Source organism: Neobacillus niacini (assembly GCF_030817595.1).
Classification (GTDB): Bacteria; Bacillota; Bacilli; order Bacillales; family Cytobacillaceae; genus Neobacillus; species Neobacillus niacini_G.
On sequence record NZ_JAUSZN010000001.1, the window covers coordinates 1,961,346 to 1,985,685 of the forward strand.

The 24,340-nt window shown below is 36.2% G+C and carries 25 protein-coding genes; 8 read left to right on the forward strand and 17 right to left on the reverse strand.

Annotation, left to right across the window (positions count from 1 at the left end):
* Window positions 1-84 precede the first annotated feature (84 nt).
* The 4 genes from QFZ31_RS09720 to QFZ31_RS09735 all read right to left on the reverse strand — a co-directional run bounded on the left by QFZ31_RS09720 (window position 85) and on the right by QFZ31_RS09735 (window position 3,128).
* Window positions 85-801 (reverse strand): (Fe-S)-binding protein, encoded by a 717-nt coding sequence (locus QFZ31_RS09720; protein WP_307302787.1) that lies wholly within the window; start codon window positions 799-801, stop codon window positions 85-87.
* A 155-nt stretch (window positions 802-956) separates the two neighbouring features.
* Entirely contained in the window at window positions 957-1,424 is a 468-nt protein-coding gene (locus QFZ31_RS09725; RefSeq protein WP_373459840.1) for a PTS glucose transporter subunit IIA, read from the reverse strand.
* A gap of 183 nt (window positions 1,425-1,607) precedes the next feature.
* Window positions 1,608-1,961 (reverse strand): hypothetical protein, encoded by a 354-nt coding sequence (locus tag QFZ31_RS09730; RefSeq protein WP_307302790.1) that lies wholly within the window; start codon window positions 1,959-1,961, stop codon window positions 1,608-1,610.
* Window positions 1,962-2,438: 477 nt separating this feature from the next.
* Window positions 2,439-3,128 (reverse strand): hypothetical protein, encoded by a 690-nt coding sequence (locus tag QFZ31_RS09735; protein ID WP_179599601.1) that lies wholly within the window; start codon window positions 3,126-3,128, stop codon window positions 2,439-2,441.
* A 151-nt stretch (window positions 3,129-3,279) separates the two neighbouring features.
* Between QFZ31_RS09735 and QFZ31_RS09740 the strand changes: the two genes are divergently transcribed.
* Window positions 3,280-4,197 carry a DMT family transporter gene (locus QFZ31_RS09740; protein WP_307302794.1) on the forward strand — a complete coding sequence of 306 codons (918 nt, stop codon included), beginning with the start codon at window positions 3,280-3,282 and terminating at the stop codon, window positions 4,195-4,197.
* A gap of 22 nt (window positions 4,198-4,219) precedes the next feature.
* Complete coding sequence (locus QFZ31_RS09745; protein WP_307302795.1) at window positions 4,220-4,777, forward strand: cysteine dioxygenase; 558 nt, start codon at window positions 4,220-4,222, stop codon at window positions 4,775-4,777.
* A gap of 53 nt (window positions 4,778-4,830) precedes the next feature.
* Here the strand turns inward: QFZ31_RS09745 and QFZ31_RS09750 are convergent, their stop codons facing one another.
* Together QFZ31_RS09750 and QFZ31_RS09755 are read right to left on the reverse strand one after the other, a co-directional pair.
* Entirely contained in the window at window positions 4,831-7,077 is a 2,247-nt protein-coding gene (locus QFZ31_RS09750) for a sensor histidine kinase (RefSeq protein ID WP_307302797.1), read from the reverse strand.
* Window positions 7,055-7,747, reverse strand: a complete 693-nt coding sequence (locus QFZ31_RS09755) for a response regulator transcription factor (RefSeq protein WP_307302799.1) — start codon at window positions 7,745-7,747, stop codon at window positions 7,055-7,057. The genes QFZ31_RS09750 and QFZ31_RS09755 overlap by 23 nt, the downstream gene beginning before the upstream one ends.
* Window positions 7,748-7,972: 225 nt before the next feature.
* Between QFZ31_RS09755 and QFZ31_RS09760 the strand changes: the two genes are divergently transcribed.
* Window positions 7,973-8,821 (forward strand): AraC family transcriptional regulator, encoded by an 849-nt coding sequence (locus tag QFZ31_RS09760; RefSeq protein ID WP_307311462.1) that lies wholly within the window; start codon window positions 7,973-7,975, stop codon window positions 8,819-8,821.
* Between the two features lie 52 nt (window positions 8,822-8,873).
* On the opposite strand, the gene QFZ31_RS09765 is transcribed toward QFZ31_RS09760, so the two are convergent.
* Window positions 8,874-10,589 (reverse strand): ABC transporter ATP-binding protein, encoded by a 1,716-nt coding sequence (locus QFZ31_RS09765; RefSeq protein ID WP_307302801.1) that lies wholly within the window; start codon window positions 10,587-10,589, stop codon window positions 8,874-8,876.
* Between the two features lie 68 nt (window positions 10,590-10,657).
* Window positions 10,658-12,442, reverse strand: coding sequence for an ABC transporter ATP-binding protein (locus tag QFZ31_RS09770; protein ID WP_307302802.1), 1,785 nt, complete (start codon window positions 12,440-12,442; stop codon window positions 10,658-10,660).
* A gap of 353 nt (window positions 12,443-12,795) precedes the next feature.
* Here QFZ31_RS09770 and QFZ31_RS09775 point away from each other — a divergent pair, with 353 nt between their 5' ends.
* A complete protein-coding gene (locus QFZ31_RS09775) occupies window positions 12,796-13,554 on the forward strand; it encodes a hypothetical protein (protein ID WP_307302803.1) in 759 nt (252 codons plus the stop codon).
* Window positions 13,555-13,808: 254 nt separating this feature from the next.
* Here QFZ31_RS09775 and QFZ31_RS09780 read toward each other — a convergent pair whose 3' ends face one another.
* On the reverse strand, window positions 13,809-15,044 hold the full coding sequence (locus QFZ31_RS09780; protein ID WP_307302804.1) for an ATP-binding protein: 1,236 nt from the start codon (window positions 15,042-15,044) through the stop codon (window positions 13,809-13,811).
* 41 nt (window positions 15,045-15,085) lie between these two features.
* Between QFZ31_RS09780 and QFZ31_RS09785 the strand changes: the two genes are divergently transcribed.
* Window positions 15,086-15,403, forward strand: a complete 318-nt coding sequence (locus tag QFZ31_RS09785; RefSeq protein ID WP_307311464.1) for a GerAB/ArcD/ProY family transporter — start codon at window positions 15,086-15,088, stop codon at window positions 15,401-15,403.
* Between the two features lie 212 nt (window positions 15,404-15,615).
* Window positions 15,616-17,628, forward strand: coding sequence for an alpha-galactosidase (locus QFZ31_RS09790; RefSeq protein ID WP_307302806.1), 2,013 nt, complete (start codon window positions 15,616-15,618; stop codon window positions 17,626-17,628).
* A gap of 94 nt (window positions 17,629-17,722) precedes the next feature.
* Here QFZ31_RS09790 and QFZ31_RS09795 read toward each other — a convergent pair whose 3' ends face one another.
* Genes QFZ31_RS09795 through QFZ31_RS09810 form a run of 4 tightly spaced genes read right to left on the reverse strand, consistent with a single transcriptional unit; the run spans window position 17,723 to window position 18,834 of the window.
* Entirely contained in the window at window positions 17,723-17,980 is a 258-nt protein-coding gene (locus QFZ31_RS09795; RefSeq protein ID WP_307302808.1) for a uracil-DNA glycosylase family protein, read from the reverse strand.
* Window positions 17,977-18,300, reverse strand: coding sequence for a uracil-DNA glycosylase family protein (locus QFZ31_RS09800; RefSeq protein ID WP_307302809.1), 324 nt, complete (start codon window positions 18,298-18,300; stop codon window positions 17,977-17,979). Before QFZ31_RS09800 ends, QFZ31_RS09795 begins: the two co-directional genes overlap by 4 nt.
* A 44-nt stretch (window positions 18,301-18,344) precedes the next feature.
* A complete protein-coding gene (locus tag QFZ31_RS09805) occupies window positions 18,345-18,632 on the reverse strand; it encodes a hypothetical protein (protein WP_307302810.1) in 288 nt (95 codons plus the stop codon).
* Between the two features lie 55 nt (window positions 18,633-18,687).
* Window positions 18,688-18,834 (reverse strand): hypothetical protein, encoded by a 147-nt coding sequence (locus QFZ31_RS09810; RefSeq protein ID WP_307302811.1) that lies wholly within the window; start codon window positions 18,832-18,834, stop codon window positions 18,688-18,690.
* A 153-nt stretch (window positions 18,835-18,987) separates the two neighbouring features.
* Between QFZ31_RS09810 and QFZ31_RS09815 the strand changes: the two genes are divergently transcribed.
* Window positions 18,988-19,896, forward strand: a complete 909-nt coding sequence (locus QFZ31_RS09815) for an AEC family transporter (RefSeq protein WP_307302812.1) — start codon at window positions 18,988-18,990, stop codon at window positions 19,894-19,896.
* Between the two features lie 116 nt (window positions 19,897-20,012).
* Entirely contained in the window at window positions 20,013-20,564 is a 552-nt protein-coding gene (locus QFZ31_RS09820) for a hypothetical protein (protein ID WP_307302813.1), read from the forward strand.
* A gap of 46 nt (window positions 20,565-20,610) precedes the next feature.
* On the opposite strand, the gene QFZ31_RS09825 is transcribed toward QFZ31_RS09820, so the two are convergent.
* From QFZ31_RS09825 to QFZ31_RS09840, 4 genes are all read right to left on the reverse strand, one after another.
* Window positions 20,611-21,435, reverse strand: a complete 825-nt coding sequence (locus QFZ31_RS09825) for a neutral zinc metallopeptidase (protein ID WP_307302814.1) — start codon at window positions 21,433-21,435, stop codon at window positions 20,611-20,613.
* Between the two features lie 328 nt (window positions 21,436-21,763).
* Window positions 21,764-22,561, reverse strand: coding sequence for a DUF2935 domain-containing protein (locus tag QFZ31_RS09830; protein WP_307302815.1), 798 nt, complete (start codon window positions 22,559-22,561; stop codon window positions 21,764-21,766).
* 260 nt (window positions 22,562-22,821) lie between these two features.
* Window positions 22,822-23,292, reverse strand: coding sequence for a flavodoxin domain-containing protein (locus QFZ31_RS09835; protein WP_307302816.1), 471 nt, complete (start codon window positions 23,290-23,292; stop codon window positions 22,822-22,824).
* Window positions 23,273-24,316, reverse strand: a complete 1,044-nt coding sequence (locus tag QFZ31_RS09840; RefSeq protein ID WP_307302817.1) for a ribonucleotide-diphosphate reductase subunit beta — start codon at window positions 24,314-24,316, stop codon at window positions 23,273-23,275. The genes QFZ31_RS09835 and QFZ31_RS09840 overlap by 20 nt, the downstream gene beginning before the upstream one ends.
* Between the last annotated feature and the right edge of the window lie 24 nt (window positions 24,317-24,340).

Here is a 24,340-nt window from a genome sequence, read left to right on the forward strand (position 1 = left end):
CATATGGGTCTCATGAACGCTTTATGAGGCAACTTTTTACTACTTCTGCCTTGGTTATGTGCTCATGATCAATCTATAAGCTAATCAACGACTATTTAACACCTCAGCAATATGTAACACCTTTATCGGCTTACCTTTCCGATCAATCCGTCCGCCAATATTCATAAGACAGCCGGCGTCAGCACCAATTAGATAATCTGCACCTGTATCTTCAACATGGCAAACTTTCTCATCGACCATTTGCTCTGATATCTGTGCCATTTTAACCGAAAAGGTTCCACCAAAGCCGCAGCACTGTTCTTTTCCAGGAAGTTCAGTAAAGTTAAGCCCCTTTACATTTTTCAATAGAATCATAGGAGCTTCCTTTACTCCCAGCAATCTTGTCATATGACAGGAGGTGTGGTAGGTAGCATGTCCTTCCAATTTTGCTCCCACATCTTCAACCTTCAAAACATCCACAATAAATTGTGTTAGTTCATACGTTTTCTCCGCTAACTTCTTAGCTTTTGGTTCCCAAACAGGGTCCCCTTTAAAAACATGAGGATACTCATGAAACATAAAAGCACATGAACCTGATGGCGAAACGACATATTCCGCATTCTGAAAGGTATCAATCATCCTTTTCATCGCTTCTTTGGACTCTTTTGTATATCCACTATTATAAGCAGGCTGCCCGCAGCACACCTGTGATTCTGGGAATTCAATCTCACACCCTAGTCTCTCTAGAAGCTCAACCGTTGCTTTACCAACATTGCTTTGAAACATATCAACAAGGCATGTTGCAAATAAACTTACCTTCATCTTTTTCCATCCCCTTGCTCAATCGGAACTAATTTTTATTTGCTTTTGTTTTATTATAATATATGTTTGTTTATTTTTGAATCTAGTTGAAAAAATTTTCCTAAAAATAAAAAAGAGTAAGCTCTTAAAAGCTTACTCTTTCAGCAAATGATAAATTATTTAATAATTTTTACACCTTGATCTTCAATTACGACCTTTTCATTCTCTGACAAATTAGTAAAGATGACAGGTGTAATAATGGAAGTAACTTTTTCTTTAATAAATTCAAAGTCAGCTTCGAGCAGCTTTTGACCTTTTTTGACACGTTCACCGTCATTTACAAATGAAGTAAAGCCTTCTCCGTTTAGAGATACTGTTTCAAGACCAACATGAATCAATATTTCTCTGCCATCAGTAGACTTTACGCTAACTGCATGTTTGGTAGGAAATACACTGATTACTTCACCATCTACCGGAGATACGACCGTGCCGTTTGTCGGTTTAACAGCAAAGCCATCGCCAATCATTTTCTGTGAAAATACTGGATCAGGAACGACATCTAAAGGAACGATTTCTCCTTCCAATGGCTGCATAATTGTTGTTTCCACTTCTGACTTTTTACCTTTGAAAAAATTTTTAAACATATAAGATACCGCCTTTTTGTATACTAGTGATAACTTTTAGAACTTAAGTTATTTATTTTTATTATTTTCACCTAATTTTATTCATTTATCAAACCATACGCATAAAATAGTTTTTTTAAAATTTTCTGATTTTTCCCTCAAAAAAATCAATCCGCATGAGATGATTGTACGGACATTAAGTCTTTATGAAGCTATTTTATCAAAACTGCTACATAGGTTCTTTAATGTGTATACTCTCGCTGTTACAATAAATAATTCATTGTAGTTATTTTTCACGTATTCATCAATGATAGAAATACCTTTCCGGAATTGTTCCACTAAATATAGTGTGTATTTTTCATTCCAATCAAACTGGTTTATTCTGATTAATTCATCTGCTACTATTTGAAACTTATATTCTTCCATAAGATATTTAATTTGCAATAATTTATTGTTTTCAATTCTAAAGTGGTTTGTATCTCTTTGATTTTGAACAAATTTTATAAAACCAATAATATTTTCTGCCAGGATAATCGCTTTTTGCATTTCGGGCTGCATTCTATCCTCTCCTCATTGTCTAAACATAAAATAATTACTATAGAAAGTGTATGTTTTGGAATATAAGATGACACCATTGATTTGGTAACAAGAATCACTCGTTGATCCTCGACCTTTTTCTGGCTTTGAATTTTTCATATTTTGAGGGCTGAATTTGTGAATACAAGGCATTAATTGAGGCTCTAACACTTGAACAATAACCACAATTTAAACATTTACCGTCTACAAACAATCTTAAGTTCCTACACTCAGGACATTTTACTATTTCCCTAGACATCCCCTTCACCGCTCCTTTACTGCTAATAGTCCTATTTTATGAAGGGATGATTGAATATATATTTTTGGTGAGCTAGAATAACAAAAAATAAATTGTTGAGTGTATGCAAACAAAGAATCCATGCCCCTGACTACTTTCTCCAGGTTTTATAAAAACCCCCCCTTGAATCATGTTCATTCACTATGATTCAAGGGGGTTGATTAGTTAAATTTTTTTGCGATTTTGTTGTGTGTCAGTTCAATTTTTCCGGGCAAGACAAAAAGATATTCAATGAGGCTTTCCAATAAATCCATTAATAAAGCAGTAGTCTCATAATCCATTTCGTTTTCTAATTCAAGCATCCGATGTAAGGATCCATCAGTTGCGAGCAGGTGGCTTAAAGATTGGATTGGCTTTGCCAGGTCAACTTGATTTGGGAGGATTTCAAGCTGTTGCGATAAAGGCTGTCCTTTACTTTTTTCTTTTAGAAAATGTTTTAGGATACTTTCAATGACACGTTTAGACATTACGGCAGTAGCTGAATTTTCTCTAGATTCAAATACATTTATCGCTGAACGATAAGCTCTAATAAGGTCTTTTGGTATATTAGGGAGACTTTCTAAATGATTAATAAGATGTTTTGAAGCTTGGATGTCATAAATATATGTATCAGCATGTTCATTTTGCTCATCCTGACCATCCTTCGTCATAATAATAAATACCGTTGATTTTTTACACGTAGGACAACTGGACTCTGTGAGCAATCCATTCTTGCTGCTTTGGAAGTTTGCATTAATCATAAATTCCGTTATATTTCTGCATTGAGGGCACTCACTTTGTATGCTCTTGGGTATTTTCACATTTCCATAACGAATGTAAGAATTGACGGAACCAGGATTGATCCTTCTCATACCTTAGCCTCCCTACTTTTCCACTTTATGTAAATACATTTTTTTGATTTACTCTAGACTTTGTTAGTTTTCCCCTAAAAAGAAAAATCATGTTGTATTCGGACAAGCATAAGATGAAATAACTATCTTTTTGCTGAAAGGACTGCTCAGCATGACTAATTTTAGGTTAAAGTTAACTGCATCACTGTATGCATTGATGGCGATTAGTTTTTGGGGAGTATCATTTGTATCGACTAAAGCTGTACTTGGAAAGCTGGATCCTTATTCATTACTTGTTATTCGGTTTGGAATTGGGGCCATATTTTTGCTGTTGCTTCTGCTATTACAACGCCATCGTCTGCAAATATCTATTAAGTATGTTCCTCATTTAATGGTACTAGGCATTCTTGGGGTTTTTGTTCATCAGGTACTCCAGGCAACCGCCTTGTTAACAATAAATGCTTCTGCTGCTGGTTGGCTCATATCGTTTTCACCCGTCTTTACCGTGATTCTCTCCATGCTTTTTTTGCATGAAAAGTTAAGTATTACAAAGGCTGTTGGGATGGTAATGGCGATAACGGGTGTACTTATTATATCAAGTACAAGAAGTGGACAATCCTTTCAGGTTGCCATCAATTTAGGATTTCTCCTAATGATCCTTAGCACGTTAAACTGGGCAGTTTACTCAGTACTTGTAAAAAGTTTAAAAATTCCTTATCCCCCTCTTGTTGTAACATTTTATATGTGTTTATTAGGATTGATTCTTACTACACCTTTTATTCTTCGCAATAGAGGCTGGGGAGACCTTTCCTTGTTAAACTATTCAGAATGGGCACATTTGTTGTTTCTTGGTGTCTTTGTATCGGGTATTGCTTATTGGTATTGGGGGAAAGCATTAGAGGTCCTAGAGGCATCAAAGGTTTCCATGTTTCTCTATTTGGAGCCCATTGCGACTTTAATTGCGGCAGTTCTGCTTTTGAAGGAAAAAGTTTTACTCATAAGTGCTACGGGAGGAATCATAATTATTATTGGAGTGATTATTGTTAACGGTCAGCTTGTGCCTATGTTGTGGCGTTTATTAAAGAAATAACGGCAATCGGAGGAGAGCTTTTATGACTTTAACAGCTAAGATTAAGAATGTATTAGATCCCTTAAAAAGTCCATCTAAAGCCGACCTGAAAAATGCATTGTTACAAATTGATATGAACCTCGATGATCTTGCACAGTTGCCAGAACCTTCTGAAGGGAAGCCTTACAATCGAAAACTTCTATATAAAAATGAAGAAGTCGAGCTTCTTGTGATGAATTGGTCTCAGTTAGAGTGCGCCCCTCATGATCATGGCAATTCTCACGGCTGGATCCAAGTAATCTCCGGTACTTCCCTTAATTCTGTTTATGAAGTTAAAGGTGACAGCTTACCTAAAGAATTGTTTTATCAGTATCACCATAAAGGACAATATTTTTATGCTCCAAAAAAGGCAGTCCATAAAATGAAAGCCTCAAATCATACTGATATGGTAACCCTCCATCTATATTCCCCGCCCATATCCGGGATGAGGGTCTATGACTTAGAAAAATGTGCAGCATGCGTTGTTTCGGATGATTGCGGGGCATGGTGGCCCGATGAACAAAATCAGAAGCTAAAAGAGATAAAATTAAGTAAAAAGTAAACACCCTGAGACCTTATTTCAAGGTCTCAGGGTGTTTTGAATTTTTTTTATAATCATTTATCATAAAGACTTAGTATAACCGTCACTTTAAACAAATCTCCATCAACATCTATGTCTAAGGTACCCTCGTGTAAATCGATTATCGACTTAGCAATAGCAAGTCCTAAGCCAGAACCATCCGTATGACGTGATTCATCCCCACGTTTAAAGCGTTCAAATAATTCATCGATATTTTCACTTAACTCATATTTAGAAATATTCTTAAAGGTAATACTTACTTGATGATTTTCTTCTTTAACATTAATATAGGCTCTTGAATTTTCTAACGAATATTTGGTTATATTTCCAATTATATTATCAAATACCCGCCAAAGCTTTTGCCCATCCACAAATGCATAAATAGGATGATCAGGATTGGATACCCGGAATCGGACCTGAGAATCTTCCATTGTTTCATTGTACTCAGCTAGTGATTGTTGAAGCAATTGGACGATGTCGACCTTCGCTTTTGTCAGCTCTATCGCTCCGCTGGCCATTTTCGATGCTTCAAAAAGGTCATCTATTAATACCTTTAAGCGTTTTGACTTACGGTCAATAATTTCAATATAAGCATTTCGCTCATCCTCTGTTAACTCAGGATTCTTTAGAAGGTCCGAATACGTAATTATGGAAGTTAAGGGTGTGCGTAAGTCATGACTGACATTAGTGATTAGTTCGGTTTTTAGCCTTTCACTTTTGGCTTGGGCATTTTGGGATTGTTTGACACCGTGTTTCATTTGATTAATATCTTCTGCAAGCTTGGCGAAAACGGATCTCCCAATAATAGTTAAATCAGGTTTGAACTCACCCTTTGCCAATGCCGAAGCATTTGAAAGGATTTGATTAAAATAACCTGTTCGTTTGATAATAAGGATAAGAAGTGGCAGCCCGATCATCAAAATTGCAGGAATATAAAGCGCTAAGAAGTCTTCATCAATAAAAATCAGGGCCGTTAAGATTCCAAAAGAAAAAACAATAGTCAAAACTAAGAAAACCTGCGTTCCTACTCTTCGGTTCAGGAAAGCATTACGAAATACGGTGACGATACTCACAAAGAAAGTTCTAACACTCTTACATACACGTCCGAAGATCGTCTTTTGCCAAACACTCTTGTCTTTACGAATCGTTTTCAGTCTGTTACACAGGTAGATGGCTTGGATCAACGTTAATCCAATTATGATCGTTAAAAATACAAGATTGATGATGATATCGTCTGCATGAATATTAAAATAGATATAGGATGTACTATCTATTAAAGCAATGGAAGCTATGACAGATATCACCTGTAAAATTAATGCAACATCAAACGGGATGATGTTATATTTACTCTGCCATTTACTTGGAGCTATTACACCGAAAACTGCCATTCGCTTTCCTATCAATCCACTAGCTGCTAATGCAAGTATTCCGGCTAAAGTATAGATCCAATAGAAAATTCTTTGATTATCATAATTATGATAATTCTGCATGACCATATTCGTTACTGGAGCATTTTTGGAGACCCCTATTTTCCCTCCAAATCGATCATTGGTGCTGGTTTGTATAAGGTTAGACAGATTCTCAGATCCGTTGACTAATGGTCCTTCATTAAAGACAAGATAACCATTTTCTCTGGTTGGATAACTCTGAATATAATACATATTTTCATTATTTATAGATTGTTCAACTGATTTTGTATTCATTGTTGAAAGATTGGTGTATATTTGACCTGTTTCTATATTTTTTAAATAATAAACAAATGCCTCTTGATAATCTTCATACTCCTGACGATAACTTTCCAGCTCCTGGAAATACTCATCGATATGTTTTTCTTTTTCTTCTATGATACTTGTTTTGAAATTCTCGTCACTTTCTAGGTTTTTTGTGATCTTATCAATCTTTTGATCACGTTCCTTAATGTAAATATCTGCAATCTTATCGTTTTCATTTGCTTTCGCTTCATCTATTCTAAGTTGATACTGCATTTCAATATCATTGATTAGCCCAGCTAAATCACCATATTCATCCCGTTTGTTCTCTATTTCCTCCTTTGATACGGTAATTGCCTTTTTCATATCTTCCTTTGTTTCGTATTTTATATCGAAGGCTTGGATATATCTTGTGAGATTTTCGAGTTCACGCTGAAATTGTGATGTTTTAAAGTAACTTCGCTGATAATAATCATTTTCATTTAATAAGGCAGATAGCACACCACTGACTCCAAGCGTAAACAACAAGAGCCATCCAATAATTTTCATTCTATTTTTCCATTTTGTATCCAATTCCCCACACCACCTTTAAATATCTCGGATTTTTTGGATTGATCTCAATTTTTTCACGTATTTTCCGAATATGGACTGCTACCGTGTTTTCGGCATTGTAGCAAGGTTCTTTCCATACCATTTCGTATATATCAGAAATGGAAAACACACGTCCGGCATTAACCATTAGCAATTCTACAATTTTATATTCAATCGGTGTTAATTTCACACGCTCCCCATTTACAGCAACTTCCTTTGCTTCCTGATCAATCGTTAAACCATTCAAATCAATGGTTTTATTCTTCTGATCAAATTGACCTAATGTCACATACCTCCTAAGCTGTGATTTTACCCTTGCAATAAGTTCCAATGGATTAAAAGGTTTTGTCACATAATCATCCGCGCCAATCTGCAAGCCTAAAATTTTATCCGTATCTTCACTTTTTGCACTTAAAATGATGATGGGAATGTTTTTTTGTTCACGTATTTTAAATGTAGCCGAAATCCCATCCATTCGCGGCATCATAATATCGAGTAAAATCAAATGAACCTCTTGTTCATTTAGAATTTCTAGTGCTTCAAAGCCGTCTTGTGCTTTAAATACTCTAAGCCCCTCATTTCTTAGGTAGATTTCAATCCCATCACGAATTTCTTTATCATCATCTACCACCAACACAGAATATTGATTCATAAAGAAAATCCCCCCCTTTATAATGCCGTTTGTTATGAATAAATCTAGTATAATTATTATTTCTTAAGTTTAATGTAGGAGAAAAATGAAGATTTTCTTAAGATTTTTTTACATGCTTTTCTATAGATTCTAACAAAGTATTTAGAACATAGTATATTTTTGTATTTCTAGCGTATAGATATTCTAGATTAGCAATCTATCAGTAAAGGATGAAGCTCTTTGTGTATGGATTTTGGCGGCCTAACTTCTAAACTAAATGAGCTAACATTTTCGTTATTGTTAGCAGGTTACAAAACTTGTCCTCCCAACTGGAGTAAAAAAGGGAAAAAGCCCCTCTATCATTCACTTTGGTTTATTACAAAAGGAACGGGCGAAGTAATCATAAATGGTAATAAGTATGATATTTCACCAGGAAAACTGATCGTTTTTACACCTGGTATGTTATACGACAAAAAATCTTCCCCTTCAAATCCTCTTGAGTTTTATTTTATACGATTTTCTTATGCAGGTGCCTATGAAAAAAAAGAGCAATGGCATTTCAAACAGCCTCAGGAAATATCTTTTCCATTAGAAGGAGTTTATCCTATCAAAAACAGCTCAGGAGTGGCACTATTGTTCGATGAAATCCATACTTTGTCTAAACGTAGAGGCTCAACGATTGCTTTTAGACGAAAAATCCTATTTCAAGAACTATTACTAACCTTGATACAGGACTTCCATGCTCAATCGATTTCTAAGGACACAAGACAAGTGATTGAGGAAACAATTGATTTTATAGGTCACCATTATCATCACGCTATTACCTTAACAGACTTGGCAAAAATGGCAGGCTTAAGTAAAAGTCACTACTCCAGACTTTTCAAAAAAAATACCGGCTACAGTCCGATTGAATATTTAACCCATTTACGGATTGACCGGGCCAAGGAGCTTCTGGCACATTCTGATATAAGGGTCAAAGAGGTAAGTCAAAATGTTGGTTATGAGGATGAACTCTACTTCAGTCGACTTTTCAAAAAAATCGTTGGAGTCTCCCCTAGTCAATTCAGTGATGAGCAAAAATTATTAGACCAATAGAAAAAGGATGGTTCAGATTCAAGACCATCCTTTTAACAATTCTATCTTATAGTTAAATCTTTAAAGTTTTCCCTTTATTCTGATTCTTGCATAAATCATAGTACACCATTTGGTTCTTTAGCAGCTGTTGATGATTTCCCATTTCTACAATTCTACCTTTATCTAAGACAATGATTTTATCTGCTTGTTGAATGGTGGAAAGTCGATGTGCAATGATGATCGTTGTTCGATTCTTGGACATTTCTCTTAATGCGGCTTGAACCGCTTGTTCTGATTCAGTATCAATATTGGCTGTCGCTTCATCAAGAATAAGTACATCATTATCTGCAATCATTGCTCTTAAAAAGGAAAGCAGCTGCTTTTGTCCCGCCGACAATACGGTTCCTTCCTCTCCTAGCATCGTATTATACCCTTGCGGCAGCATGCTAAAAAAAGAATCAATGTTTACAGCCTTAGCGGCTTTTATAATTTCTTCATTACTTACAGCGTTATGATTCAAGCGAATATTGTCAAACACTGTCCCTGAAAAGACGAATGCATCTTGTTGAATGATTCCGATGTGTCTTCTAAGGTCATTTAAGAGAACATTTTTAATGTTTATTCCATCTAGGCTGATTATTCCCTTTTGATTATCATAAAACCGGTTAATGAGTTGAATGATCGAACTTTTGCCCGCACCTGTTGCACCCACAATCCCCACGGTTTCTCCTTGATTGATTCGAAAATGAACATCCTTTAATACCCATTCTTCATTCTTGTAAGCAAACCAAACATGGTTAAATACAATGTTTCCTTTAACTTTTTCTGGAAGTTTCATAGGCTGGGCAGGGTTTACGATCGTTGGTTTTGTTTCTAAGGTTTCAAAGATCCGTTCAGCTGATGCAAGAGCGGCTTGTATTTGATTAAACCTGTCTGCTAAACCTCTGAGTGGTTCAAAGAATTGCCTAACATAATGAGTAAACGCATACACGGTACCAAAGGTGATGGTTTCATCTACTACACTTCTTCCTCCATACCAAACCAAAAGTGCAAGCGAAATATTTCCAAATAATCCTATGGATGGATTAAAAATCGAATTGATTACCGTTTGACGCATCCCAGCCCGATAATGCTCCTCATTTAATTCATTAAACCGATCCAGCTGTTTTCTTTCGCGGGCAAATAGTTGAATAACACTCATGCCGGAGAGATTTTCAGCTAGATAGGACAGAAGCGATGAAAGAATACTCCTTAGCTTCCTCTGTGTTTCACGTAATACCCTTTTAAAATAAAAAGTGACGATTGCTATGATAGGTATTACTAAAAAGCAAATCAGGGTAAGTTTTACACTCATATATAACATTAGGGCAATAATTCCAATCAGAATCAATACTTCTTTTACTAAGTTCACAATCACTTGCGAGTAGAGTTGGTTCAAAGCCTCAACATCATGGGTAATCCTTGTTACCAATCTGCCAATCGGGTTTTGCCTAAAAAAATCCATCTGCATGACGGAAAAGTGCTTAAACACGGCTTGCCTAAAATCATATATTACATACTGCCCTGTAAATTGAAGGGTATTATTTTGGAAATAGGTACAAATAGAAGAAACCATTATTAATATGAAATAGATAATGCCTAAATACATCATCCCTTGATAATCGTTCATCTTGATGTAAGAGTCGATTGCCACTTTAATAATAAATGGCTGAGCTAAACTGGCTATTACAATAAATCCTGTTAGCAGTAATGAAAAAAAGAGGAGTTTTCGATAGGGTTTTGCGAACATCAGCATACCTTTTAATAATTGACGGTCACCTATTGGGGGATGTATTCCCTTTTTTATACTTCGAATTTTTATCTCCTCCTTTTCTTGATGAGGATCTTTCTTCCATTAAGTGTTGGCCAGGTAAACTCCGTGGTTTGCTGAGTAAACATTTTTTTGTAAATTCCATCCTGTTTTAACAGAGACTGATGTGTGCCCCTTTCGACAATCTCCCCTTTATCTAATACAATGATTTGATCGGCTTCTTGTATCGTAGAAATTCGGTGGCTAATAATGATGGAAGTTCGACTTTTCATTTGTGTTCTCAGTGTGTTTAAAATATTGGTTTCTGTTTTAGAATCTACTGCTGAAAGGCTGTCATCAAAAATGATAATAGGAGAAGGTTTTATCAAGGCTCTTGCGATACTAACACGCTGACGTTGTCCTCCTGATAAAGAAAGCCCTCTTTCTCCTAATTCAGTGTCAAATTTATCAGGGAGATCGATAATATCTTGATAAACGTGTGCTTGCCTTGCTGCATGGAATACCTGTTCATCTTGATAGGGATTTGGGTCAAAGGCAATATTTTCTTTTATGGACGTGGAAAATAAAAAATTGTCTTGTGGGACGTATGCAACCGATTCCCGCAGAGTTTTTAACGGAACATCTAGGATATCATGATCATCGATAAATATTGAATTTTTAGGAGGATTGTATAATCGTAAGAGCAAATTGACTAAGGTTGACTTTCCGCTTCCTACTTTTCCAACAATGGCTAAACTAGTTCCTTTGGGGATGGTAACGTTGATATTCTTTAATGCACTCTCTTTACCCCTTTGGTACTTGAAAGATAAATTCCTGAGACTAATATTACCTTGAATAGTGGTTATAGGCGTAATCCCTGCTTCATCTAGAATAGTAGGTTCCGTGGTTAAAACCTCACGAATTCGGTTATCTGCTGCTTTACCCTGCTGGAGGAGATTTATGACCTTTCCAATGTTTTCAATTGGGGCAATCAACAAAGATAAATAGGTATTAAAAGCAACAAAATCGCCAAGAGAAATGCTACTCTTCATCACTAAAATCGAGCCAAATACGATAGAAATTAAATAACTTAATCCGACAATTCCCTGACTTAAAGAGGAGAACAGCGAATTTGCACGGATTAACTGTTTATTGACCTCGACATTGTCCTGATTATCGTTAGTAAATTTCTTCCGTTCTTCTTCCTCTTGGGTATAGGTTTTGATAACACTAATCCCCGAACAAAATTCTTGAACTCGGCTTGTCAATGTCCCAATCGCTTCTTGTACTTTCAAGGAATGCGTTTGAATCTTTGACCGGAAACGATAGGCAATATACGTTAATCCTGGTAAAGGTAATAAGACCAGTAACGTTAAATAGAAATGTATTGTACTAGCCATCATAAATACAGAGATTGAAATAAGCACAGCAGCTTCAACCATCTGAAAATATCCCTGCATAACGATTTGCCTCATGATATTGACATCGTTTACGGCATGAGCCATCAAATTCCCAATTCGCTGGTTTTGATAATATTCAGTCTGCAGCCTCTCCCAATGTGAAAACAATGCACTCCGTAAGTCCCTCTCTAGGATTCTTGACATTTTGAATATATAAATGCGGCCACTCGACCGAAATAGAAAAGCACCGAGTCCGACACAAACAAACCATAGAGACAACTCCCATAAATCAGAAACATGAATGGATTCATTTTGAAGCCCATCTGTGAACGATTTTAATAAAACGGGGACAAATAATTGCAACACAAGGGAGACAGTTAAAAGGATTGTACCCAGCAGATAACTCCATTTATGTAGAACAAAATGCTCCTTAAAGATTGGTTTTTTACTCATCATACCCCCTCCTTCATAAAGGAATATGCTTAGAATAACGCACCCTTTATCCAATCACAATGGATTTCCCCATCATCTTTCATGGATTATCATGCTTCATTAAAATAAAAGCCTGTAATTTCATCAGCCAATAGATCCTTTTAAATTGCAGGATGTTACAACATCAATTTTCTTCATCCTAAAGTGGATCTCAGATTGTAAAGTAATCTGAAATAACGACAAATACTTTCCTTTCTTTGTTTTTCGATAGAACAATTGCTCATAAATACTCAATTATAGGGGTGATACATCACATTTCATAAGAAAGTGACGATGAAAACTCTTCATACAGAAACAGGTACTAAGGAGATTATGTGGAATTATACATTAACAAGGTAAATAACCTTGTATCTTATCGGAAAGGTTGTGAGTTTATGAGACTTCTGGATGTACAGCCTAAGAAAAACTTTAGCTACATCTTCGTTCAATTTCCAGGAATGAAAATGAATGTCCCTACTCTCTCCAACAATGAGGGAAAGGTGGTGAATGAAGACGTTGCTTTATGTATCCAATTAAATAGCAAAGAGAAGGTTAATAGTTTATACCTTGTGCCTACACAGAGTATAAAACCATTTGACTTCTCTGATGAAGAAATTGGGGCAAAAGCATTTTTTCGAGTCATCAAGAAGAAAGAAATCTCTCCTGCCTCACACACGAATGAATCCGATGATTTTGTGACGTTTATTACAGATGAAGTGGCTGTTGTGCAAAAGAAAACAGCAGCAGGATATGAATTCGTCTTAGTTTTAAATAAACGTGAAATTGGAATGGTCGCTTCGATTGAAGAAGAAGTTTTACAAACAGAAGAAGTACCATTGGCACTTATTGAGGAGCCGAAAGAAAGTGTCATAGCTCAAACAGTTAAAAAGAAGAATATGATTGTCTTCGGAAGGAGGGCCAAAAAGAGGATATTCTTTGGAGGCCATGTCTTTCAATATACTGAAGTTATAGATCCAATCCGAATGCTTTTAGAGGGCGTTAAAAGAAAAGTTATGGTATTCTCTCCTGCCGCATTAGATTTTATCGGTCCAGGTGATCGTAACCAACCTATTTTTATCATGAGGGGAGGGTAAAGTCGCTTTTCCAAAAAGAATAGACAATTTCATACTAGACAGATAATCGAAACGAAGGATTAAAAGGATAATCCTTCTCGATTGAATAGCTATAAAAATAATAGTGAAAGGATAAATCGCAGCCTAAGACTTCTCTTTAAAGAGAATGTTGCAATTTCAAATAGAGCAAAAAGACTTAACCATGGGGTTAAGTCTTTTTAATTTATTGTTTCATTCCTAATACACCTACAATTTCACCCTTTGTCTTACATTAGTTAAGCAGGAATAGAAATGATAAACGTAGTTCCTTTCCCTTTTTCACTCTCTACTTCGATCTTTCCATTTAGTTTATTGATTGTACTATAAACCATCAACATGCCAAGACCTGTTCCTTCATTCTTCGTAGAATAATAGGGTCTTCCTAATTGTAACACTTCTTTCTTAGTCATGCCGACCCCAGTATCTTTAATTTTTATAATGATGTCATTCTTAAGTTCGGTTACATTGATAGAAAGGACCCCGCCATTTTCTATCATAGATTCAATCCCATTTTTATATAAATTCAATAAGCATTGCTGCATCTGATTTTTATCATACTGAATATTTAATGTGTTAGTAAACTTATATTGGATGTCAACCTGGTGCATATTGGAAAATGGAGTAATTATGTCTTTAACATATTCTGTTTCCTCTTTAAGATTAGAAAAAATCATGTTTTCACTTTGAGGCTTAGCAAATGCTAGAAAGTCGCTTACAATTCTTTCAGCTCTTTTTAATTCTACTAATGAAAAATCAATATACTTTTTCTCTTCTTGCGTAATGTTTTGAGAATTTTTTAGAAGCTGTAGGAATCCATTTGTAACTGTAAGTGGATTTCTAATTTCATGGGCAACACTAGCTGATAATTCACTGATTATATTAAATCTTTCCGACTGTTGAATTGATTCACGCTTCTTAATATTAGCAAGTATTTGCTCTATTAAAATCATGATAATGAACATGACGACAGCATGAGTAGTTAAAGCATTGATGGTTAATGTCCAGAATTCCCTATTCAATACTGGCAATAATGTACCCAAAATTGTAAGGTACAGGAGCATAGTCAGAATAGAGACCATTACGGCACTCCAAATTCGTTTCTTTGTACTTTGATTCATAAACCATTTATGTAAGAGTGGTACTATTATAAAAATGACAGAAGCAAAAATAAACGAATGAATAGTACCTTCCCCACCAACTAAAAACCGATACGCATTTAAAACAATAAATAGTGGGAACGTAAACTTAAATCCTCCAAAAAGAGCAATAATTAGAAAAGGGATATAGCGTAAATCAAAAATAAAGCCGATTTCTAATCTTATAGGAAATGCCATACATAAAACCATAGAAATAGATGAAAGGAGTGTAAGAAAGTATTGATTATATGTATGGAACCTACTTTCAAAGAAAATTAGAAAAGTTAAAACCGGAAATAGTAAAAAAAGGAAATTCAAAAGCAATGATTCTATCAAGGTGAAACTCCTTTCGTAAGAGTGTAAACAAAAAATTACATATAAAAAAATATTTTACTACAGTATTGGAATTTTATACATACCTGTTTTTCTTATTTAACTTAACTAAAAATTCCTTTGCTTTACAATCAAAAATATTGAAAACGGGAGTGATGGCAGTCCTATTTGCAGGAATGTATTTTACCTTAAACATGCTTTTATTAATTAGTGTACTAGGAACTGACGTCTTATCGAGATCTGCATTTCCTGCACTTAAAGCCGCCAGTTTTATAGATATTGCAGGAATTATTCAGCGTTTAGATTCATTTGTCATCATTTTAGTTGTGTTCTTAGGATTTATAAAAGTGGCCATGTTTTGAGAACAAGATTTTTTATTCATAACCATAAAAATTATCAATTTGCCCTCTACACAAGCAATGTAATTGAATTGTATCCTCATACAATTCAATTACATTGCTTTTTTATATTAAGTACATATGAGCGAAATATATGTTGGAACATATTGTTCATTAAAATTTTGAGTTTTCTATATTAATATAGTACTTATATACATCTTTCTGAGGAGGATTTTATGCTTAAGAAAATAATCACAACTTTTGTTTCCTGCTCAATTGTGCTGTCTGGTATTTTTTCCGTTTCTACATTCGCTCCAATAGAAGCAAGTGCTTCTTCCTATAATGAACTGGCAGAACGTCCCTTTATGGGGTGGAGCAGCTGGAGTTCGATTCGAAAAAAGCCGACAGAGGATAAGATTAAAGCAGCAGCAGATGTGCTGGCTTCAAGATTTAAATCGCACGGCTATGAATATGTTAATCTTGATGATTATTATATGCTCGATTGGCGAACTACAGTTGATGAATATGGCAGGTGGGCCGTTGACCCTGAGAAGTTCCCTAACGGAATGAAAGCACTTGGGGACTATATTCATAATAAGGGATTGAAGTTCGGCCACTATGTAACACTTGGGATTCCAAAAGCAGCGGTCGATCAAAATACACCAATTGAAGGGACACCTTATCATGCGAAGGATATCGTGGACTTTAGCAAAGGGCAAAAGAAAAACTTTAATTATAATGAAATGTATGCCATCGATTTTTCGAAGCCAGGTGCACAGGAATTTATTGATTCATGGGCAAGATTGTTTGCCTCGTATGGCATAGATTACATTAAAATTGATGGTGTTAGAAACCAGGATATAGCTGATGTCGAAGCATGGGCAAAGGCACTCGAGAAAACAGGCAGACCCATACACGTGGAGTTGTCCAATAACCTCGATATTAAACATATCTCTACCTGGAAACAATTATCAAATGGCTGGCGAACAGACCATGATGTAGAGGCTTATGGGACACCCTATCTTGCTTCTTGGAAAAAGATAACAAGACGATTTGATGATGTTGCCCTGTGGCAGCCTCATGCAGGTCCTGGCGGCTGGAATGACTTAGATTCACTGAATGTAGCAAATGGCAGCAAGGATGGGTTAACAAATGAAGAGAAAATTTCATACGTTTCTCTTTGGGCGATTGCGGCTTCTCAATTTGTTATTGGAAACGACCTGACTAAGCTGGATGATTTCGGATTAAGTCTATTAACCAATGATGAGATTCTAGGTGTCAATCAGAGCGGGGTCGCTGGAAAGCGATTATATAAAAAGGGTGACACTCAGGTATTTTACCAAAGCCTTCCCGACGGTTCTTATAATATAGCGCTTTTTAATACCGGCTCATCTACACTTGATGTAACTGTTAAATGGACAGATTTAGGGGTTAAAGGAGCTGCATTGGTACGTGATTTGTGGAGTCATCAAGATTTAGGAAGTATGGAAAAAGGCTTTACCTCTACGTTATCATCTCATGGTTCACGTATGATCAAAGTAGTGCCAGCTTCAGCGCTTACTGTCTCCCCTGAAAGTGGAGCAACTGGAGCGAACCCTTCCAAGGTCACGTTAAACTGGGCGGCAGTGCCTAATGTCGACAGTTACCACGTACAGGTAGCGACAGATCCAAGTTTAAAAAATATTATAGTTGATCAAACTGTCTCTTTACCAAATTCAGATGTAAAGAACCTGGAAAAAGATACTCGTTATTACTGGAAGGTATCCTCATTATCGGGAGAAAAGGTAAACCAGATTGGCATTTATTCCTTCCACACGGAAATAACGAAAGCTCCAAACGAGCCAGATTGGGTGTTGGCGGACAGGCAAAATAATGATTCTGTGTCACTCAGCTGGAATCCAACCTTTGGAGCAGAATCCTACACGGTCTATCGGAAAGAAGTTAATATCCTTGGTTTAAGCAGCGACTACAAACAGATCGCTTCTGACATATCAAATCCAAATTACATGGATAATAGCGCTAAGTTAAAAAGTGGCGTCACCTATTCATATAAAGTAACAGCATCCAACAAGTTAGGTGAAAGTAAAAAATCGACAGAAGGATATTCTGATGACCAATCCTCTGTAAAGAAGACAGCTCTTCTTATTGTTTCTTTTACCTTAGGAGCTTTAGCAATTATTTTTATTATTGCTAGAATCAAATCTAAATCTACTAAACAAGCAGACTTGGCAAATAAACGTGCTTCTTAGTCCAATTCTTTCCTTTAAAAATGCGGGGTACCTTTTGTTAAAATCGAAGGGTCCCCGCCATTTTATTTAATTAGCAAGATGTAAAATATCTTCACTAATCCTTTAAATGATGGTACCCCTCTGCAACAAACTCCAAATCATGTAAAAAATATGACCATAAGTTTGGGCGTCGTCTTACAGCCAGTGGATGATAAGCCACCGTGGTTTGATAGCCCTGAACATTGTGCCATGTTCCTCGCAATGCTTTTACATCTGCTTCCGGGTTTCGAAAAAACGATTGAACAGCCACATTCCCTAAGCATAGGACAAGTTTGGGCTTTTTTTCTATAATTTGTTGATCTAAATGAATCATACAGGTTTGCGTACCTCATCCTTGTTATAGGCACGCACTGGCCTTCTTTTAAGGATATATGTCACGTACAAGTCGTCCTTTTTCAAGCCTGCTTCACTTGCTGCTTGTTGTAATGTCTGTCTTGTTCCGCAAACAACTGGGTCCCCTTGACGGTCCTCCCTGGCTCCTGGATTATCTAGAATCACCATAATCGGTGCTTCCGGATTTCCTTCACCCCAGACCATACGTGACCCGTGCTGATCAAGACCACATTCACGGCAGTTTTCAAGGTTATCTGGTGTCGGATCCTCCGGCCATAATTCAGGACAAAACGTAGACATACCTTCCATCTCCTGATACTCGATTTTCATTTAATGAATGTTTTTTATTCTTTCCAAAAATCAATCACGTACTCCACTTGTTTTTTAGCTACTATATTTACCGCGTAATAAACGATATCTTTATATTTCATTTCTCGAATAGGATTTTTACTAATATTGTGCAGATCTCTCATAACTGCAATATCAGGGAGACTAAATGCCACTAGAATAATCGCCTTATTTCCATTTATCCCCCAAGTGCCTCTCGAACCTAAAACGAGAGGCACGGGTTTATTACTTTTCTTAAGATAATTGTAAACCCACTCTTGTTCACTTAGATTTTTATTTACCATTCAGTCCTCACCTAATATTGTGAAAAAAAACAGCCAATATAAATTGGCTGCTTCCTTAACGATCAAGTCCCTTTTTGTTCTTACCGACATTGTCATTCGGTGAGTCGCCGGTACCATCTTTGCTTTTGCTATTCGGGGTTCCGTAAATTTGATTATCCGCAGTTACTTTTGCTCCTGTTTTAAAATCATCCTTAGTCTTCATTCTAGTCATCTCCTTTAGTTAATCAGTTATATTATCTATAGAGCAGAAGAGAAATATACAGCAGAACTAATTCTATTAAAAATGATTGAATTTATGGTTTAATAAGAGTTAGACAGAAACTCAACTTAAGATACTTCGTAGAGGAGCTTTTTTATGAATCAGGAATTTCTATATATTATTATCATCATTGGATTTGGGTATCTGTTAAAACGTTTAAATATTTTACAAGAAAAAGATGGGGCGGTGATTTCAAAAATTATTTTTAAAATCACCCTGCCTGCCTTGGTTCTTGTAACATTTGATTCCGTAAAGATAGAAACGTCTTTAATCCTTTTACCCGTAATTGTACTCGTTTTTGGAATTATCACAGCCTGTTTGGGCTTATTCGTGTTTAAAAATGAAGATAGAGAACTAAAGGGTTCACTTTTAATGCTATCTTCGGGGTTTAATGTAGGCTTATTTGCATTTCCTTTAGTTTATGCAATCTGGGGAATAGATGGCTTAACTTATTTTAGTATGTTTGATGTTGGATCATCGTTTATCGTCTTCGGAATTTGTTTTATTTTTGCAAGTTATTATTCAGAAGAAGGTCTCAAACTAAATCCTGTGGAAATTCTGAAAAAATTGGGCAAGTCTATTCCATTAATGACCTATCTTATTGCTAGCATTCTAAATCTAATCCATATTCAGTTACCAGACACAATCATTCATGTTGCTAGTAAAATCTCTGGAGCAAATATGCCGTTGTCTTTATTGCTATTAGGACTCTTTTTAAATTTTAAATTTGATAAACAATTCATAAAGCCTATGATGAAATTTTTGGCTTTCCGATATGGTTTAGGTCTTATCGTTGGTTTAGTCTTATACTTCATCCTTCCCTTCGATACCATGTTCCGATATACCATTCTGATTGGACTTTTACTGCCAGTTGCAGCTTCTGCTCTAACATTTGCAGTTGAATTCAAATATAGTACGAACAGCACCCGTTTTATAGCCACGATGTCCAATATAACAATTTTAATTAGTATTGTTATTTTGTATATTTTCGCTAACTTTATTTAATAAAGACTCAAAACCCACTAGTATTAATTTAGTGGGTTCTGCTGTTTGTTTGAAATTTTCTCGGTTTAAGATGATTATCTAAAACTTGGGGTAAATTAATAGTGGAGGTCATGAGCATGATTGTTTACCATGGGTCGATAAAAAATTTTCAAAATTTCACTAAAGAAACGGTAGTCCAAAATTTAAGTAATGATATCAATACGATTGGATTTTGGTTTACTTCGGATATCCATACAGCAAAACCTTTTGCAATTGGTTCTGAGACGGTGATTGAAAAATCAAAGAGCGAGTTTTGGGAGAATGGAGAACCAAAGATCATACAATATGAAAAACCTGTTACCGGCTATCTCTATAAGGTTTATATTGATGAACTTAATTTAAAGATTTACGAATCAAATACAGAGGAATCATACAATTTGTTTATGGGGGAACGTGACCTATTTTGTGATTACTTAGGTGCAAAAAAAAGAAACTTTACGTGGAAAGATGGTGCTATCCTATTAAATAAAGAAGAAGCAAATACTGCTTTTCGAAAGAGCCTTATGAAACAGGGATATGAAGGCTTATTAATAAAAAAGGCTCTCATCCATAATATGATGACAGATTTGTACTGCATTTTTTCGGAGGACTCACTGCTTATCACTGAAGTTATTCCTTTAGACGTTTAAATGAGGACGGACCCCAATAGAGTCCATCCAAAATACATTACGTTTTTTAAAGACTTTTTGCGTTAAATGTGTCTCCGCCCTCTAAGGTACCAGTTTTGAATCCTTTATTAAACCATCTTTCCCTCTGCTCAGAGGTTCCGTGAGTAAAGCTTTCAGGTACAACGTAGCCTTGCGCTTTTTTCTGGATATTATCATCTCCAACCGCATGTGCTGCATTTAGTGCCTCTTCAAGGTCACCTTTTTCTAGGTAGCCCTTCCCTTCTGCATAGTGCGCCCATACACCGGCCAAGTAGTCAGCCTGCAATTCAAATCGAACTGAATATTCATTGGTCTGCTTCTCGGCTTGCGAAGCTTCTTCTCCACTATGTAAAAGGGTCTGTACATGGTGGCCAACCTCATGGGCAATTACATACGCCATCGCAAAGTCTCCAGGTGCTTGGAATCTTTGCTTTAGTTCCTGATAAAAACTTAAATCAATATAAAGTTTGTGATCACCCGGACAATAGAAAGGTCCCACAGCGGAATTAGCCGCGCCACAGGCCGACTGAACGCTATCCCTAAACAAAACGAGTTTGGGATTTTCGTAAACCATGCCTCGTTTTTCGAATTCAGCTGACCATACATCTTCTGTATCAGCAAGGACTACAGAAACGAAATCCGCCAATTCCTCTTCTTGTGTAGATACATTCATAGGAGTGTTTTGATTGGTTGGAGTCGTGTTCATTAAATCTCCTGGGTTCCCGCCGAGCAGTGCAAAGAGGAGAATGACCACAATACTGCCAATCCCTCCTCCAATCACCGTTTTTCCACCAATGCCCATACCTCTGCGGTCCTCAACATTTGAACTTTTCCGTCTTCCTTTCCAAAGCATTATTTTCCCCCCTAAAGTATTAATGATGAATAGTGTTTCCCCTTTTCTGGTCTTTATCAAACAAAACATCTTAGTTACTTAGACACAAAAAAGTGTTCAGGAGATCATCCTCCTGAACACTTTTTTATTCTTTATCTTTGATAAAGGCTTATATTAACGATTTTTCTCACAAAAAATCTTTATGAAGGACTAATCTCTCTGGGAACTCTACTGATTTGTCCTTCATCTCGCTTATGAAGGACTAATCTATCTGGTACCTTCTTGATTTGTCATTCATCAACCTGCTTATACTCTTTACTAAAAAACCGACAATGAAATTTAACAACGCTTATTCTTTAAGCCGAGGTTTAGCAGGATCACAATTTGGCGGCTCAATGTTTGCGGATTCAGCTAATTTCATTAGGTAATAACATTCTTCCCGGTACATATGATCGGCCATCAACGGGGCAAATGTTCCTAATGCTTGATTACTTAGTTCTAATTCTTCTAGTTCCGTTAAAAAATTTTGAAATAACTTAATTTCTAATTGTGCGTCATCCGTCATTTTTGTCAGAGCTGGAAACTCAGTTAAATTGGTCCTTAAATATCCTGCCAGCTCTACTGCTTTTAGATAAAACCCTTCAAACTCCTTCTTAAATGTCTTACTTTTCTTCCTTAATTGCTTTTCAACACCATCTAAATTTGTATAGATAGCGTCTGAATGACCGGCTGCGTCTAATAACCATAAAAGGTGATGATGTAGTTCATGGTAAACCGGTGGGACTCTTCCCTCTTTTAAATGATTTAGAATCCTTACATACTCTTCTAATTCATTAACCATGTGATTTATAAAAGTAGGTGAAAGGTGAATTTTGATTTTTCCTATAAGGTGTTGTCTTATTAATTCTAACTTGAATTCCCGTAATTTTAGTACCTCTGGTTCTACTTGATCTGCTAGTTGTGTCAGTGGCGCGGATTTTGCTCGTTCTAAAAGTGTATCAAATATGTTAATAAAATTTGCGGCCTGCTCAATCTCAACTTTTTGAATGGGGGCAAGGGCTTCAAATATAAACCTAGAATGATCACCTAATATTTGAAGCCAAAAACGGTGTTCAAATCTGGCTGACCTTTCCAAAACTTGATTCATTTCTATTCCTCCTAGGAAAAAAATACCCACACTAAGTTGATATTTATTCTCCTGAGGCATGTCTTATGCCCTTTAGAATTATGCGGATAACCCAATTTACTTGCGGAAAACGCGAGTTTACTTGCGGATAACCCGATTTACTTGCGGATAACCCAATTTACTTGCGGATAGCCCAATTTACTTGCGGATAGCCAAATTTACTCGCGGATAGCCAAATTTACTCGCGGATAACCCAATTTACTTGCCGATAACCGAATTCACTAGCGGATAGCTACCATACTTGCACGTAATAGCAGAGATTCAACAAACTTTTCACAACGCTTTAAATCCTGTTCTTGCGGCCGAAGTTCCACCTTCAATGTCGCAGCTAAGTTCGTATAAACGTACAACATATCTCGAAATCGATCAACTGCTCCACAAAACCTGGGATAACAGCTATCTCCTGTTCCAAATACAGCTGTTGTCATGTCCTTTCTACTAATCGATTCAAATGCTTTATAGAGTTGCCCCATTTCCTTTGGGATATCACCATTACCCCACGTGTACGTTCCAATAGCTATTGCGTCATAATGACATAAGTCAGATACACAAAACTCCTCTATACTATAAAAAGATATCCCAACCGACTGCGTTAAAAAGAGTTGATAAAGCTCCTCGGCCAACTCTTTCGTGTTTCCTGATACCGACGCATAAACAATCGCAACTGATAATTTACAGTTCGTCAAATCCATTGGATTGTGAGACCTTTGAATAGGTTCTGGACTTTTGTTCAAAGAAATCCGATTTTGTCTCATTCATCATTTCATCTCCAAATATTTGAATCCAAGGCATCGGATTGCTTCTTTCTTTATAAAGATTTTTCAAGCCAAGCTGTCTTAACCGTTTATTTGCTAAATATTCTACATAGCCTTCAAATTCCTCTAAATCGATTCCTTTGATTTCGGCTAAGATATATTGAGCCCACTCTTTTTCCAGCTCAACTGCTTCGTTAATCGTTTGATGGATATAGTTAATATTTTCATCTGTATGAAGCTCAGGATTTTCTGTTAAAAGGATCCGAATGAATTGAGCAATAAAGTAGGCATGCTGCATTTCATCCCGTTGAATATAACTAATCATCGTACTTGTTTTCAACATTTTTTGCTGCCGTGCTAAATGATAGAAAAAGGCAAAACCTGCGTAAAAATAAATCCCCTCAAGGTTAATGGAGTTTACACATAACTTGAACAACGTTTGCGGCGTTGGATTTTGTCTAAATTCCTCATAGGCATCTAATATTAATTGATTTCGTTTTCGGACAATGTGATCACTTTTCGCTTGATTAAATCGTTCATTTTGTTCGCCGATGGGAATAAGCGAGCTTAGTATATAAGAATAAGATTCATTATGAACGGCTTCTTGTTGTGAAATAACAGCAAAAATCGCTTTAAAACTAGAGTCACTCACATAATCCATTACTTGACTCATGGTTGGTGTCTGCAAGCTATCAAGTGAAGCAAGCTGGGTATTAATACGTAGAAACACATCTTTTTCTTGATTACTAAGGGAATCCCATTGTTTTATATCATCCTGCATATTAATTTCCTGCGGTTTCCAAAAATTAGATAATAGAGTTTGATATAAATCGTACATTTTTGGATAGGCAATATCATTCCAGTTTAGAATTCCTGACGACTTTCCATTTATGATTCCAGTGGATTTGTTGGGAAACTCAGGATTTAGCAATTGTATTTTGGTTAATGGTATATGAATCATTAATAAACCTCCTCTATCCTACAT